A 15,817-nucleotide genomic window follows, 5' to 3' on the forward strand; every position below is an offset into this window, starting at 1 on the left:
ATTTTAGTATCTATCCAAATTTCACAGAAAACAGTGAGTTAATCTCAAAGCAACTTTGTCTTTACTAATAATCACATTTACAGGAAACTCATACTAAATTGTTAACATTCCCCTCAAGATGATTTCACAATAATTCACGTGATTTGCGCATGAACATATTTTTTTATCAAACCATATTTTTAGAACAATGAAGACAATTAATAAACTAAGCGCTGAGTTCATTGGAACATTCTGGCTGGTGTTGGCTGGATGCGGAAGCGCTGTGCTTGCCAGCACATCTCCTGATACAGGAATAGGCACGATTGGAGTCTCTTTAGCTTTCGGCCTGACTATTTTAACCATGATTTATGCATTTGGGCATATCTCGGGTGCGCACTTCAATCCGGCCGTGACTATCGGTTTAGCAATCAATGGCAAATTCAACAAAAAAGAATTGCTACCATATATACTAACTCAGATATTGGGAGCCATATGCGGAGCAATCGTCTTATATATTATCGCAAATGGGAAAGAAGGATTTGACATCAATCAAGGCTTTGCAGCTAATGGATTCGGACAACACTCCCCGGGAGGATATTCATTGCCAACAGCCTTGATCACAGAGTTTATCATGACTTTTATGTTTATTCTTATTATTCTGGGCGCAACAGATGAACTAGCGCCAAAAGGGTTCGCAGGCATATCTATTGGATTAAGTCTCATGCTCATACATATGATAAGCATTCCAGTAACCAACACTTCAGTAAATCCTGCGAGAAGCATTAGCCAAGCTATATTTGTAGGAGACTGGGCAATTCAACAACTTTGGGTCTTTTTGCTAGCGCCGATAGCGGGAGCAGTAATGGCAGGAATGGCTTATAAAATCATCAGGCCAAAATTAAACAAATTAAAGGAATCTCAACCAATTGAAATTAAACTAGCAAGCGAATAAACAAACATTCAAAGGCCTCAGCCAAATCATTTGATTGGCTGCTGGCCTTTGTTGAACATCAAAAAACTACTTTTTTATTGATAATTTTCAAAGCGCCTTCAAGCTCAAGTTTTTTGATCGTACGAATAGTGGTTTCCACTCTAAGACCTGTGAGATTCGCAATTTCCTGCCTAGTTAAAGGCATTTCGTAATCACCGCCATTTCCATATCTTTCTTTCCAATATTCAAGCAATGTCAAAATTCGATGTGATGGGTTTTCACTTGAAATTTCCGCTTGCATCAAAGACTTGTAATATAGTCTCATCGCCAGCGTTTTTGTGAACTCAAGGTGTATATCGCTTCTGTCTCTCAGCAAGTCCTTAAACTCATTAAAGTCCAACCGAAGAATCTCGCTATTTTCAGTTGCAATAGCATTGCTTGGATACAAGAATTCTCCAAACAATGGAGGCTCGCCAAAGCTTTCACCCGCATTAAAAATTCCTTGAATGAATTCTTTTCCTTCATCGTTGAAATTGGACATTTTGACCTGTCCATTTTGAACTTGATAATAATATCTGGCTTTATCTTCTTGCTTAAATATAAATTCGCCTTTTTGAACGTTTATCTTTTTAGCTCCCCATTGCAAGAGCACATCTTCATTAATCATTTCTTTTATTTTATGCTTAGAGTCATAAACCTCAAAAATCTCACGTCTTAACTTTACTCAAAAAACATGAAAGATATCAAACACGTTCACGAAGTTATTTTCTTTTTGCAGAGAAATCAAGACGAAGAGTATCCTATATCCTTATTCCCAAAGATATTAAAAAAAGAATTTGGCGATGAAATCACATTCAGAAGTTGCTCTGAGGAAGGAATGAGTCCCGATGAGGTAGTCGGATTTTTATTTAATAAAGGAAAAATATTGATAGTAAATGAGTGTATTAGGCTACACCCTGATTTAAAATTATGCGACGGACATCTTCATTAACAAAAAAGAAAAAGGCAACGAAATCATAGTTTTCGTTGCCTTTTTCTTTAATTAAATCGTTTGTCTAACTAAGCGCTTTGATCGTCAGTTTTATGCAAATGCACATCCATTTGAGGGAATGGAATATTCAACCCTCCATTGCTCAAGGCATCGTACATTTTTTCATTTGTATCAAAATACACCGGCCAATAATTTTCAGCATTCACCCATACTCTTACAGTAAAGTTAACAGAACTGTCAGCTAAGGCGATCAAGCCAATAAAATTATCTTCCCCTTTTAATATTCTCTCATCGCTATCAATAACTGATTGCATGATTTCCTTGGCTTTTTTCACATCGTCTCCGTAAGCGATACCAAATGTAAAATCAACTCTACGTTTCTTTTGCGCTGAGAAGTTGATCATCGAGCCCGTTGACAAACCTCCATTGGGAATAATCACTGTTTTATTATCCACTGTCAATAGTATTGTATTGAAGATCTGAATCTCCTCGACAGTACCCATATAACCTTGCGCCTCAATAAAATCGCCAACTTTAAAAGGCCTGAAGCCTAAAATAAGCACCCCACCTGCAAAGTTCTGCAAAGTTCCCTGCAAAGCTAAACCAACAGCCAAGCCAGCTGCACCTAAAATTGCGACAAAAGAAGTCATAGCAACCCCAAGCATGCTCAACACCGAAACTCCTAGCATCACTTTCAATCCAATATTGGTAATACTTACCAAAAATGGAGTCAAAGTAGGGTCTACCTCTCTTTTCTTAAGAATCTTCTTGAAACTCCTTGTAATCACACCAATGATCCAAAGGCCAACGATCAAGGTAATAGCAGCTAATATAACCTTAGTGCCATATTTAATAATAAGCGACTTAAAAAGCTCCGAATACTTGCTAAGCTCTTCTAATTGATCCATGTTTTCCATTTTAAAAAGTAATTTATAGTTTTGAGCAAAAATAAGCGTATTTAATATTTATAAAAGTAATAAATGAAAAAAAAAGCCAATTACTATAAATTAATCTACAAAAAAGGTAAAGCCAAATGTGAAAGGATGCAGGTTATCAGGTCCTCTCCCATCTGGGAATAAAGGATTCAAATCATATGTCATGAAATACATGATATCGGATGAGCCCATCTCAACTCTCAAGCCATATCTGAATGACCCCACGCGATTTCCATGATCACGCCTTTTGCTTGTACTTCCATTTTCACTGTACTTTATCTTTGTGTAATCATCTAGTTTAAAATCCCCATACATTCCTGCTCCAAATCTCAAAGTATAGATAGTAAATGTAGGTATTATCTTGGCACCAAAATACGCAACTGTCAACTTGCTTTTCTTGTAATTTCTTTCAGGATCTGTATCCAAATAAAACTCTATTGGATCGCTCTGATTATCAATTCTTAAATTATCATGCTCAAATTTGAAATTATACCAACTAAAACTCAATCCCGTTTCAATCAAGAATTTATCACTGAGGTACAAGTCCTTGCCCAAGCCCAAAGCTACATGCCAAGATCCCCAATACCTTACAGCATAATCCTTCCCTTGATTATTGGGGGTTTTTCCATTTTGAAACCACCCATTAATGCCAAAATCAAAAATCGGCTTTATTTTCAGTTTGCCGTCTTTTCTCATTGTCTTGTCATACCATATGCTAGTCTTGCTCTTGCGACGTGAAGTCGTATCCTTCAAATATACCTCTCCTGTGTTGTCACTGATTGTCACGCTCTTTTTCTGAGCATCATACCCCTTCAAAGCATCTTCCACCATTCTATTGACATCGTATTTTTCAAAACCAGCAACTTCCGTAGAATCATCAGCAATCAACAGCACTTCCCCTTCATCTTTAATAATTATCTTCAAAGTGTCTCCTGGAGTATATCCAGCATAACAAACACTCGGAATAACAATGAGTAAAAAAATCAAATAAGTCTTCATAATTAGGGTTATTTAAATTCAAACTTAATTTTACTGCATAAAAAAAAGTGCCGAATGACAAACATCCGGCACTTATTACTAAGATTAGAGATCTTAAAGTTGATCTCTTTTTATCGGTTGAGCATATATTTCTGTACGCCTGTTTTTCATCCTTCCAAAATCGGTCTCATTCTTTTCTAGCGGATCAGCTTCTCCTTTAGCTTCTATTATCAATTCATGCACATTGATCCCCTGCTCTGAAATAAACTCTTGAGCGGCAATCGCCCTTTTTTCCGACAACTTTTTATTATACTCTTCAGAACCCTTATCATCCGTATGCCCTTTCACCAATATTCTCCACTCGACATTCTCATCCAATTGATAAGCCCATTGCCTTATGATTTGCTTCATATTCTCATTCAATTCATTGGAATCAAATTCAAAGAAAATAACGGTATTGTCAAGCATCTTTCCTTTGGTCAACATATCGATGTTCTTATAGGAGATCGTTGGTTTAACTCTTGATGGAGCTCTTCTCTTTTTCTTAGCTTCAGCTTCTTGCTCTTTCTTCAAAGCCAGCGCTTTCTCTTGGGCTTCCTGCTCAGCCAACAAACGTTCATTTTCAAGCCTATCCTTTTCCTCTTGTCTTCTTCTTAGCTCCGACTCTGGAATAAACTCTGAATGAAAAATACTTGAAAACCTTCCATCCCTATTGCTGGCAAAAAAAGCATCGTCGCCTTTCAATGAAAAATATGCATCGAACTTGCTTGAGTTTACTTCTTCACCCAAATTTTCAGGCTCCGACCAATTCAACCACGTATCGTCAAGCCTTTTAGACCTAAAAATATCAGCATCCCCATACCCTCTATGGCCATCGCTTGAAAAGTACAATACCGAGTCGCCAACTAAAAATGGAGCTATTTCAAATCCTGTGGTATTAATCGACTGGCTCAGATTCACAGGCTTTTTCCAATTGCCTTCTTCATCCTTGAACGTTATAAAAAGATTCTCGTTTACCCCCTCTTTTTCCGTTATGGACGCTATAATAACCTTTTCATCTTCGCTTACAGTAAAATCAAAGAACCCATACTTAGGCTTCATTCCTTCCACTATAATTGTCTTAGGCTTATTCCAAGTGGAATCCAATACCATTTCCGATACTGCGAAACCCTTTCCATTTTTCTTTCTCTTATTGTAAGAATCTAATAGGTAGACTGTTTTATAATCTTTGGAAATATGCAGTATCGCATTATTGTCTTGGTTGTTCCAGCCGTTTACATTCTTGTTCGAAGGCTCAGTCCAACCATTATCCAACGTTCTTTTGGAATACCATATGTCCTGCCCAGCCATTTTACCTCCTACATTCCGCTTGTCAAACACTCTAATAAAGTATAAAGTATTTCCATCCGGAGACAGCATTGGCTTGATATCCTCTGACTTAGAGCTTACTTTTTTCAGCATCGTTGGTTGAGTGAAAACCATTGAATCCAACTTCAACTGCGCATTTACTCCCAAGCTAGTCACACAGCTAAGAGCAATTGCGGAAAATATATTTAATAGTTTCATATGTAAATCTATTATCTAATACTCAATATATGCATTCATTTCAAATAATTGTCAAATGCACTAAAATTTGATTCCCAAACCTATTTCATGAGCCCCATTGCCCTTGGAAGCATTTTTTATCTCATTCAAAGGTTGCTCATAAGCATAAGAGATATTGATCTTATCCGTCGCTTTTACTCCAAATAGAAAGCCTACATAATCATCATTTCTCCAACTCACTCCCATATACCCAAGATCTTTGTAAAAGCCTCTGGCATTCAAGTTATATCCGAACTCCTCATTCGTACCATAATAAGCCATGATTTCTGGCGCTAGTCTTATATTTTGATAAACTTCGAATGTCGCTCCCGTCATAAACACATGTTGCATCAGATTCTCATTGGAGTCCAAGATATCCTCAACCACTGATACTTTTGCCAAATTAAGGACTCCATAACCTATGTAAAAGTGATCCGTATAGGCGCTTACTCCCATATTCACTTGAAGTCTTCTTTCATTCGCTCCATCAAGATACTGCTGGTAAGTAGCGTCATTTGGATTTTTAACCACAAGATCTTTATCCGGCTCTATATTATTAAAAACCGCGCTTAGACCAGCCGAAGCTTTCCACTTATTGGATATTGGATAATGAAAAGCATAGGTCGCCGCGGCCTTCCAAGTACTGAAATGACCTTGGTCCGTGACATAAACATAACCACCGATTCCATGCTTTGGACTTCTTTCAGCTTTAGCCATTTCACTATCGTAAATTCTATCATAAATTCTCGGCGTACTGATTCTTAATGAGTTCTTTTCGTAAGTAAGGTTCTCCCTTGTGTATTTTTTCAAAGGAGAATGGCCTGCGACGTAAAATGTCTGAGGAGAACCATCAAAACCCGACCACTGTTGTCTGAACCCAACATTGGCAATGGTCATATTTTCCCTGCCGGCTAAAGATGGATTCAAGATTTCCTTGTTTTGAAAATACTGATTAAACTCCAGTAGATTCTGCGCCGAAACTTGGCCAACGCAGAATATCAAAACAAGGATCAATATATGTTTTATCGTCTTTTTCATTTTTAATTATTCTTGAGGTTTGAATAATTTATTTGAGTATGGAAACTGTTCCTTTGAAAACTCTGCCATTCTCATCATTCAATTTGATGACAAAGTAATATGAAGCTTTCGGCAAGACCGATCCATTGAATCGACCATCCCAAGGCTTATCATATCCATTTGAATAATACACTTGAGTTCCTCTAGAATTAAAAATCTCCACTGTCACGCTCTCATGTATGCGTATATTGTCGATTTCCCACGTGTCATTCACAAAGTCTCCATTTGGAGTAAAGGCATTCGGAATCACAAGATCCAAACCATAATCAGGCAAGATTTCAATCTCTAAAACTTCCTCAACCCAAGCTCCTCGCTCATCAGTTGACCTTACTCTAATGGTGTACAAATCACCTTGGTCATAATAGAACTCAGTCATCGTAAACACGCTATCGCCCCTTATCTCAAAATAGTCATTGCCTTCATCGCCTTCACCATCAACCATTTGATAGACATGCGAGTCCACAATGTTCTTATCATAAGTATACAGCAAGCCTACAAATGTGCCTTCCGGACGTTGTTCCATCACTTGGTATGGATCCAAAACAATACTGTCAGGAGCTATATTATCCTCTCTTTTCACTTGGAAATATAAACTATCCTCTCGTAATCGATTTTCCAGCTCCAAATGCTCAACCACAACATAATGTATCCAAGCATCACCATATAATGTCGCAGGAACCTCAACATGGAGTACTCCTGTTGAATCAAGGTAATCCTTTAAAATATAAGGATCAGGCCCAAAAATCGGATTATCCTTAAGTTCATCTGAATTGGTAATAGCAATTAAAGTTGTATCATACTGATAATACTCATTGTAAGCGCCATTATAAATATTACTCAAAATAACCTCTTTCAACTCTATAATTTCAGCGCTTTGATCAACAATCAAAGTATCTATAGCATTGAATTCCGGCTGATCGTTAATCGGGTAAACAGGTATTTGAATAAATGCTCCATCTCCAATCAGGTTAATATCTTCCGCCAAAGCTCCATTGATAACAAAACCTGCTGGATCAATATCAGTAATGTTAAAATAATCCGGATCTGGAACAAAAGTCAGCCCTAGGAAAGCTTGTCCTTTAGTAATAAAGCCTTTTTCGATTTGCTCCAACTCCCCATCTTCATTGGTAAAATATAATGTACCATGTTTTACTGTCGACACATAAAATACTTGCGTGACTTTATCTGTTTCTGAAGTCTTAACCACAATTCCTTCCAAAGTGGTATCTTCATACGTCCACCATACATTCCCACCATCTACTGGGTTCGTACCAACAACCGGCTTTTCTGTTACAGGAGGTTCTCCTTCATTAATGATAATATTAAATTTAACAGGATCTGAAAGATTCTCCTCTTCCTCATGATCATTCGCAACAGCAATTAACTCAATAATACCTTGAGGTGGATCCGCTTTTAAGATAAAGCTCAAATTCCCCTCATTATCTATCGAAGGCTCATTGCCATCAAAGAATAAATCTTTGTCCGACTCATTAACAAACTCCACCGAATAAGTAATAGAAACTGATTGATAATCCTCCAAAGAAGTGATTCCTCCAGTATTCAATGCATCCACTACAGAGCTCTTATATTCATAAATATTAGTTGAGCTAAAGATCGTCACATTATCCACTTCAAATGAAGGCTTGTCATTAACAGGCAATACCTTGCCTAGCACTTGAACAGATTCAGATAAGTTTCCTCCTTCAATCGCTGTTGTAGCTTGCAAATCAAACGAAACCTGTCCAAAATAATCTTGCGCCGGAACAAATGTGATTTGATTAATATCATCAATATGCACATAACCTTCTGTTGTTATTGTCTGATCACCACTTTTTATCGAACCATTGAGTATATTGCTGATTTTAATATATAAATCACCTCCTCCGTCAACATCATTTCTGCCCACCAATTCTTCAACAAACTCAAATGGAGTATCCTCCAAAGTTACAAAATGATAAAGCCTAGTATCCGTAGGATCAGTAGGATCTGTAACTTCAGGATCGGTAATATCAGGCTTATCAGCTTTCGAAGCTATATCCAATACAATAGTAATCGTTTCAGAAAGATCGACACCGTTTCTATCCACACCGCCATTATCTTTGATCTTGAAGGTAATACTTGTTTGTCCATTCACATCCTCAGCTAAAGAGAAGTTAAGATTAAGATCGTTAATGGTTAAAACTGGATCTATCGAGAAATAAGATTCATCATATGTAAATTCTTCGATAGAAGTGAATATCTGATCAGATTCATTCTCTGGTCCCACACTAATCGTCTCAAATATATTTCTTAAGACATAATTCTCTTCATCCAACTGATCTTCTTCCAACTCTATTGTTACAGTCAAAGGATCGAATATCGGTTGATCATTCACCGGCTCGATTTTGATATTCACCACTGCAGAAGCACTTTCTTCTTGCCCATCGCTTGATTTGACAGTGAAAGAAGCATCGCCGAAATAGTCCTTATTCGGCACAAACTTAACCTCAGACAATTTATCGAACTCAATTAATTCGTCAACCGAAACTATATTATCTCCCAAAGTAATCTTGCCATTCAAGTTTGAGAAATCGCTAAACTTGACATACTTTACAGTTTCCGAATCTCCTGCATTTTTTGAAATTATCTCTGACAAAATCAATTCTTGATCTTCCCAAATCACTTTAGCGTATTCTCCGTCAGGGATAGTTGGATCCGTAGGAATCACTGGCACGTCAGGCTTGTCACCAATAACTAGTATCAATGTTTCAACATGGCTTTCTACTGGTTCTCCATCATCTTCCAAAGTAATGGTTAGCGTAATGTTTCCTATCGCATTGTTCGACAATTCAAAATCCAAAGTTCCTAAAGTCGCATCAGTGATCAAGCCTTGAAGCGGAGAAACAACTGGCAAGCTTTCAAAATACAAATCATTTGCTTGGTCATGCGTAATATTGAATGTATACACCTGCTCTGACTCATTGGCAGGGCCTACACTGATATTTTTAATAACATCTACTAAAGAATGAACTTTTGTATCCTGAGAAATATAATACTTATAGATCTCATTTTCTTTCACTAAGTCTTCACGGATATCAATTTCAAAGAATGGCTTGTCATTGATTGGGTTAACTGTCAAATTAACGTCCAAAGGATCACTTATCGCAAGTTCATTATTGTCCTTAGCCGCTTGGATCTTAAAACTTGCAGGACCAAAATAGTCAGCATCAGGAACAAAGATAATTCCATCATTCACTGCTTGATCAACAGTAATTGGAAAATCAATATCTATTAATGTTCCATCAGCCAAATGATGTAATGTACCATTAGTCAAGTCTGAGATAAAGAAATGGGTGATTTCAGCATCTGTTTCCAACTCGCCTATACCAAACTTCAAGATTTTGCCTTCCCCTTTTAGCTCTGCGAAAGTCTGGTCCTCATTGATCGATTCATAATCGCTTGTCAATACAGGTATAGAGGATTTGATGACATCCTTATCCGTCAATCTTATTACAAGAATTTTTTCAGCAACTTTGTCATAAGAGTCCGTAATCTTCACTCTTATGCTCAATTCCTCCAACTCTCCGAAGTCAGGCAAATCTTGACTGGTGCTTACTACCCAATTATTGATGTCAAAATAATCATTATGCTCGGAGCCTTCTCCATCTACCTTTTCAATAATATGCGAATCATCAGGCAGATCAACGTCATTGAATGTAATCGTTCCTACTTCTGTACCAGAAGGAGATTCTTTCTTGATATGATTAGGATCCAATTCAATATCAGTGGCAGCATAATAATCTGTTCTCTTTATTTCTATAAATATGGATTCTTCATCAGTATCATTATCATCTCCTCTAACTAAATCCTTGATACCATCATCATACATCACCACTTTTACCTCAACACGCCCTTCGGCATTCGGCACAATTGTGAATTGAAGATTGCCTTTTTCCTTATATTGATCCAAAACCAACTTAGGCAAGCCATCATCCGTAAAAACTCCGGTAGCTCTCAACTCCTCCAGATTAGTAATCTTAAAGTCGAAATTCTGCCCTAATTCATCAACTCCCCCGCCAGGAGTAAGCTTATTCACTACTCTATCTTTATCAAAATACTTAGCTTCGGCTTCAGATTCCACATCAATATTCCAATCAGAAACTACGAATTCTGGTTCATCGTTGATTGGCTCTATGACAATTCTTGCATTGCCTCTTTCTTTGCTTTGCTGATATTCATCCGGCACCTCATCCATCACAGCGATAATATCAAAATAAGGAACAATATCGATTTCTGATTGCTCAAGCTTATTATTAAACTCCGGTTGGTCATCATTAAAGTGCAACTCCGGTATATAGCCTACCACCAAAGCATCATTGATATTGACAAAATCATAGTTGTATATAAATCTTCTATTTCCTCTACCGTCTATATAGAACATCTTGCCACGGCTTTCTATCATGCTCTCAATATAGAAGCCAATTATTTCATCACCATCAAGTTCATTTTTCTCAATGCTGAACATTATCGGATTATACGCCAAAGAATCCTCTCCATTTTGGTCAGCTAGAACTTCCACGCCATCTTCCAACATCCACAACTCATTATCCTTAACAACTTCGCCAGACTGCGTGATTCTTGGATTGTCAGGCACCGGAGTCACATTGATAATAAGCTCTCTCACTAGTGTATCAACACCATTACGTTCAATACCTCCATCATCTTTCAATCGTATAGTCAAAGAAGTTTGCCCAAACTTATTTTCGGCTAATGAAAAGTCAAGTACCCCTTGCACATCATCTGTAAAATGCGGTTGGTTATCTTCAGTAAAATATGTTGGATCTTCAATTTCAAGAATATCAAACTTATAAGTCTGGCCTTCATCATCTGTCACAGGCCCGTCATCTATTCCAGAAACCCAACTTGCTGAAGCTTCCCAATTCTGATCTTCATATATCGTTATATGATTTACATTAAACAAGGGATGATCATTTACTGGCAGCACATGAATCTTCACTGGAACTTTCGCTGTTACTTCAGGCTCAGGATTAGCAATAAGATCCATTTTCAAACCGCTTTCATCTTCATTTTTTGGAGCTTTAGAAGCTTGAACATTAAATGAAAACTTATCATCCTCATCCTTATCATAAGAAAATAAATCCTTGTTTGGCAAATAAGTCACTATAATCGATTCATCACCCGCTGGTATCTTCAAATAATCATGATTCTTAACATCAACTGTTTCTCCATCTTCATTGATAAATGTGACAGTTCCATTTTTAATATCAGTGATTTTAAAATAGCTAACAGCTGGAACATTCTCATAATCTCTCGTAATGACTACATCAATCGGCTTTTCTTCATCTGTCACCAAATTTTGAGTCACATCAGGTACCTGAGGCACTGTTCTTACAACAGCATTAAATTTGGCAAGACTCACATTATTCGCTGAATCGTAAGCTTTTGTTAGAAAAGTATGTTCGCCGTCAGGCAAATGAGGTATAGAGTCGCTTAAGTCTATCAAATAATTTCCTACATAACTAGTTGTATCTAAACCTACTATCGTATCAACTTTATTCAAATCTAGTCCTGGCATAGGTGTTTTGCTACCTAGGATATACCACAATTCTATATTTGATCTATTTTCAGCAGTTCCCTCTAGGCTGAAAATCGTTTTTTCAGTCAATTCGTCGTCTATAGTCCTACCTGTATCGTCAAGATCAATGATTGAAGCCTTCGAAACTACGGGAGATTCGGTGTCTATAAAAAATTCCACAAAATGATTAGACTCATTCCCTGCGATATCAATATTTGTATACTCCATTCTATAAGTCCCATCCTCAAGAGGTTGAGCAAACTTATAATCCTGAATTAAGGTCTGAAGATCATGCATCTCAAACTCATCCAACAAAGTACCATTACTGTCAAAGAGCTTAAAATAAATACATTGGCCTCTTTCATTTAAAATCATGAATTCCGGGTCAACAATTTGAGTATAATTATCTACATGCTCGGTTATTATCCGTCTATGACTTCCATCTACTCTATAATAATCTCTAAACTCATCGGCATACTCTGTCGGAATTGTCACTATTTCACTTTGATAAATATTCCAATCATGGAAATCATCGGAAGTAAAGATTCTAGTCGAAGCATATTCAATTGTAAATTCATTTTCAGTCAACTGTTTCTGCCTATCTTCTGGTTGATTTAAGAAATATTCAATAAAATAATTCGTGTAATAACTATCCGACTCATCAACCATATCGATCTTAGTCGCAGGCGCTGTCATATCTACTTCAAGGTTCCTAACCTCTGAAACGGAATAATTACCAGCTCTATCCCATGAAATCGCCAACAACTCATATTTTGACTCTACAAGAGTTCTACTGACTTTAGAATAATCTACTACCTGTCTATCCTCTTCTCCTTCCTCAAAATTCGAGATCACATCAAAGGGGCTAAAAATCTTAATGTAATAACCAACAGATTCGTTTTTATCCTTAGGTATATTTTTAATTATCTCCGCTGCATCACTGCCATAAGCCAATATTATTATTTCATTCAAAGTGTCGGTAACCCTAACATAATCAGTATATATATCTAAAAAAAGCTGCAGTAGCTCCCATTCATCTCGAGTAACTATGGCTATTCTGGTATCCTGCTCTTTGCTACCCAAAAATGTTAATTCATTGTCATAAGTTATATAATCCAATTCCCTTTCAGGATGCAATCCTTCATGATTTCCTGTGTCCTCTATCTTATCAATTGACGGCAAACTTGCCTTTACCGGCGGTGTCCTGTCAATTTCAACCCCCAATGACTCTGACTCCGCACTTGTATTACCCGCTTCATCCGTAACTGTAATAGTAATATCATGATGTCCTTCTGGAAGTTGAACTTTTATTTCCACTGCATACTCACCCGTGACTGGATCTGCCAAATCGGAACCAAGTGATATTTGATCTCCATAAAAAACAGTTACAATACTCTTAGGCTCTGTTGTTCCCACAAATGTCGGCAAAGAATCATTGGTAATCTCATCTTCTCTTGAAAACCCAAAATCACTAAAGATATCCAAATCCGTTGTAGCTGGTTGATCTGGAATTACTGTGTCTATAGTCACCAACAAAGCTTCAGATCTCTCACTCACATCTCCTGCCACATTTTGAGTTGCAGTAATTTTATGCTCACCATCCTGCAACAAACGACTCGGTTCATTAGGAACTTGAATTATATAATACCCTAAGGCATTAGCTTTATCGGTAGCTAAAAGACCAGCCTGATCGCTGTAAATCGACACAGTTGCATTTGGCATTACTGTGCCTTGAAAAAATGGAGCTGTGTCATTGGTGATGTTGTCATCGTTCAAACGTCCTTTATCGCTCTGCTCTATCAAATCTGGAGCATCCGGCACTGGCACTTGGGCCAATATTTCCAGCGAACTTGCTGAAATAAAAGCAAAAGTAAGGATTAAGGCGTTCAGAATCGATTTGCCCGCTTGGAGGAATGGACAAAATGTTCTCAAACTTGGTTTCATGCGTTGGATTTTTAACGGTTTATGTTATACATGCCAAATAATTAGTCAATTATTTGAGTAGCAAATATATATCATAAAATAAATAATCCAAATATTTATATTAAATACCTACATCAAACAATTAATCTTATAAAATCATAAACTTTTAATCTTAAATTTTTAAAAAATAAAATACTACAAAAGGAAAATTAAGTACCACAACCTTAAAGAAGATATCGTTATATATTTATAAAAATCATTACAAAGTACTAATTAATAACTCATACATCTACACAGCATTAAAATAAGACAACAAAAGAACTCTAAATTTACAGAATTACAAATTATTTCACTAACTTAAGCAATTCAAAATATTTTATGTTTTAATATGAATAAAGCAGCCCTTATCTACTTAACATTTTTATTCTTGCAATCTTGCAGTAAGTTGAATGAGAATAAAATAAACTCATCTTTATTTCTACAAAAATTATCGGAAAAAGAAAACCGTAATCAAATTTTTAAAATCAATCCTAAGAAGGACACTATCATCACAGGGAAATCAGGCACAAAGCTATACATCAAAGCCAATTCTTTTAAAAATACTCAAAATCAGAATACCCCTATCGAGCTTAACCTTAAAGAAATATACAAAAAATCAGATATGGTATTAAACCAATTGTCAACGACTTCTGATAACAAACTATTGGAAAGCTCTGGCATGATTTACCTTGACGCATTTCAAAATGGACAAAAACTAAGCTTAAAAGACAACTCACCAATAAAAATTCATTTTGTCAAACAAAACGATCAAAATGAATTTAGACTCTTCAATGCTGTGACTGATTCTACAGGAATTAATTGGGAAATTGACCCTGAAAATCACTTCGACACACTGTCAATCACAAAGGAGACTTATAAGGTTTCCTTAATAAACTATGGGCCAACTCTCCTTGATATTTATCAACAAACTCTTGGAGTCACTAGTCTGGATACCATTATATTAAATGATATTTCATTTAAAGAAAGAAAATATATTTCCCAAAAATTTGACAGCGCTTATAGTGACGAGATAAAAAAGCTCAAAACAAACGGCAATTTTGTCTACGAAGATTTCGTCATCAGCAAGCTTAAAGATCCTGATTTCGACACCTACTATTTTTCGCCAAGCATAATAATGAACATTGACACTGGATCAAATGGCCAATCAAATCAGATACAAATTATTAACCCCCTCTATCTATCAACTTTAAAACTCGGATGGATCAACTGCGACCGATTTATTAATGAAGAAAACTTAGGAAATATGAGGATCTCTCTACCAAAATCTACAACTAATCAAACGATTACGTGCTATCTTATTTTTGATAATTATAATTCAATTATGGCTCCTGCCTATTTCAGTAGCAATCATTTTATAAATATCCCAATAGGAAGTCATGCAACTGCAATAGCCATTGGCTTTGAAAACAACCAATTGTATTATGCTGAAAAATCAATAAAAGTAAACCACAAAGAGAACCTAGCAGAACTTAAATTGAAAAAAATTGAAGAAAAAGAGTTTTTAACTAAGTTAGCCAAATTCAATTCACCTAAAAAGTAAAACCACCTTATGAAGTTGTTGGTTCTGACCCCATTATTATCACTCACTATACAATCTGAACTACAACTCGGAATAAACGAACTAATACTAAGCTCCAAAACAAACATCAATATTATTGTAAAACAGAATGGCAAACATATCTCGAATAGCAATAACTATATTGAAATTTAGTATGTCAATTTCAAGAAGTTGATCTACTCATGGAATTTTATAGAAGTTAAATAGCGATCTACGTTCTTGTAGT

The 15,817-nt window shown here is 36.4% G+C and carries 9 protein-coding genes; 3 read left to right on the top strand and 6 right to left on the bottom strand.

Annotated features, from left to right (window positions below; translation table 11 throughout):
* Nucleotides 1–187 precede the first annotated feature (187 nt).
* Entirely contained in the window at nucleotides 188–931 is a 744-nt protein-coding gene (gene aqpZ, locus AABK36_RS12070; RefSeq protein ID WP_309938723.1) for an aquaporin Z, read from the top strand.
* Nucleotides 932–989: 58 nt separating this feature from the next.
* Here aqpZ and AABK36_RS12075 read toward each other — a convergent pair whose 3' ends face one another.
* Nucleotides 990–1,577 carry a Crp/Fnr family transcriptional regulator gene (locus AABK36_RS12075; protein WP_309938722.1) on the bottom strand — a complete coding sequence of 196 codons (588 nt, stop codon included), beginning with the start codon at nucleotides 1,575–1,577 and terminating at the stop codon, nucleotides 990–992.
* A gap of 66 nt (nucleotides 1,578–1,643) precedes the next feature.
* On the opposite strand from AABK36_RS12075, the gene AABK36_RS12080 reads away from it, so the two are divergent.
* The gene (locus AABK36_RS12080; RefSeq protein WP_309938720.1) at nucleotides 1,644–1,901 is read left to right on the top strand and encodes a DUF2492 family protein; all 258 of its coding nucleotides are present in this window, start codon (nucleotides 1,644–1,646) and stop codon (nucleotides 1,899–1,901) included.
* Nucleotides 1,902–1,969: 68 nt separating this feature from the next.
* Here the strand turns inward: AABK36_RS12080 and AABK36_RS12085 are convergent, their stop codons facing one another.
* The 5 genes from AABK36_RS12085 to AABK36_RS12105 form a co-directional block, all read right to left on the bottom strand.
* On the bottom strand, nucleotides 1,970–2,809 hold the full coding sequence (locus AABK36_RS12085; protein WP_309938718.1) for a mechanosensitive ion channel family protein: 840 nt from the start codon (nucleotides 2,807–2,809) through the stop codon (nucleotides 1,970–1,972).
* Nucleotides 2,810–2,908: 99 nt separating this feature from the next.
* Nucleotides 2,909–3,835 (bottom strand): hypothetical protein, encoded by a 927-nt coding sequence (locus tag AABK36_RS12090; RefSeq protein ID WP_309938716.1) that lies wholly within the window; start codon nucleotides 3,833–3,835, stop codon nucleotides 2,909–2,911.
* 93 nt (nucleotides 3,836–3,928) lie between these two features.
* A complete protein-coding gene (locus AABK36_RS12095; protein WP_309938714.1) occupies nucleotides 3,929–5,380 on the bottom strand; it encodes an OmpA family protein in 1,452 nt (483 codons plus the stop codon).
* A gap of 60 nt (nucleotides 5,381–5,440) precedes the next feature.
* Nucleotides 5,441–6,436 carry a PorP/SprF family type IX secretion system membrane protein gene (locus tag AABK36_RS12100; RefSeq protein WP_309938711.1) on the bottom strand — a complete coding sequence of 332 codons (996 nt, stop codon included), beginning with the start codon at nucleotides 6,434–6,436 and terminating at the stop codon, nucleotides 5,441–5,443.
* A gap of 28 nt (nucleotides 6,437–6,464) precedes the next feature.
* On the bottom strand, nucleotides 6,465–13,994 hold the full coding sequence (locus AABK36_RS12105; RefSeq protein ID WP_309938709.1) for an Ig-like domain-containing protein: 7,530 nt from the start codon (nucleotides 13,992–13,994) through the stop codon (nucleotides 6,465–6,467).
* 367 nt (nucleotides 13,995–14,361) lie between these two features.
* Between AABK36_RS12105 and AABK36_RS12110 the strand changes: the two genes are divergently transcribed.
* The gene (locus AABK36_RS12110; protein ID WP_309938708.1) at nucleotides 14,362–15,573 is read left to right on the top strand and encodes a hypothetical protein; all 1,212 of its coding nucleotides are present in this window, start codon (nucleotides 14,362–14,364) and stop codon (nucleotides 15,571–15,573) included.
* Nucleotides 15,574–15,817 lie beyond the last annotated feature (244 nt).

Origin of the sequence: Aureibacter tunicatorum (genome assembly GCF_036492635.1) — a bacterium.
In the GTDB taxonomy this organism is placed as follows: Bacteria; Bacteroidota; Bacteroidia; order Cytophagales; family Cyclobacteriaceae; genus Aureibacter; species Aureibacter tunicatorum.

What these genes read in the sequence shown, in the direction of transcription:
- AABK36_RS12100 (WP_309938711.1), bottom strand. Translation starts at nt 6,436, where the DNA reads ATGAAAAAGACGATAAAACATATATTGATCCTTGTTTTGATATTCTGC.
- AABK36_RS12095 (WP_309938714.1), bottom strand. Translation starts at nt 5,380, where the DNA reads ATGAAACTATTAAATATATTTTCCGCAATTGCTCTTAGCTGTGTGACT.
- AABK36_RS12085 (WP_309938718.1), bottom strand. Translation starts at nt 2,809, where the DNA reads ATGGATCAATTAGAAGAGCTTAGCAAGTATTCGGAGCTTTTTAAGTCG.
- AABK36_RS12080 (WP_309938720.1), top strand. Translation starts at nt 1,644, where the DNA reads ATGAAAGATATCAAACACGTTCACGAAGTTATTTTCTTTTTGCAGAGA.
- AABK36_RS12090 (WP_309938716.1), bottom strand. Translation starts at nt 3,835, where the DNA reads ATGAAGACTTATTTGATTTTTTTACTCATTGTTATTCCGAGTGTTTGT.
- AABK36_RS12075 (WP_309938722.1), bottom strand. Translation starts at nt 1,577, where the DNA reads ATGATTAATGAAGATGTGCTCTTGCAATGGGGAGCTAAAAAGATAAAC.
- AABK36_RS12110 (WP_309938708.1), top strand. Translation starts at nt 14,362, where the DNA reads ATGAATAAAGCAGCCCTTATCTACTTAACATTTTTATTCTTGCAATCT.
- aqpZ (WP_309938723.1), top strand. Translation starts at nt 188, where the DNA reads ATGAAGACAATTAATAAACTAAGCGCTGAGTTCATTGGAACATTCTGG.
- AABK36_RS12105 (WP_309938709.1), bottom strand. Translation starts at nt 13,994, where the DNA reads ATGAAACCAAGTTTGAGAACATTTTGTCCATTCCTCCAAGCGGGCAAA.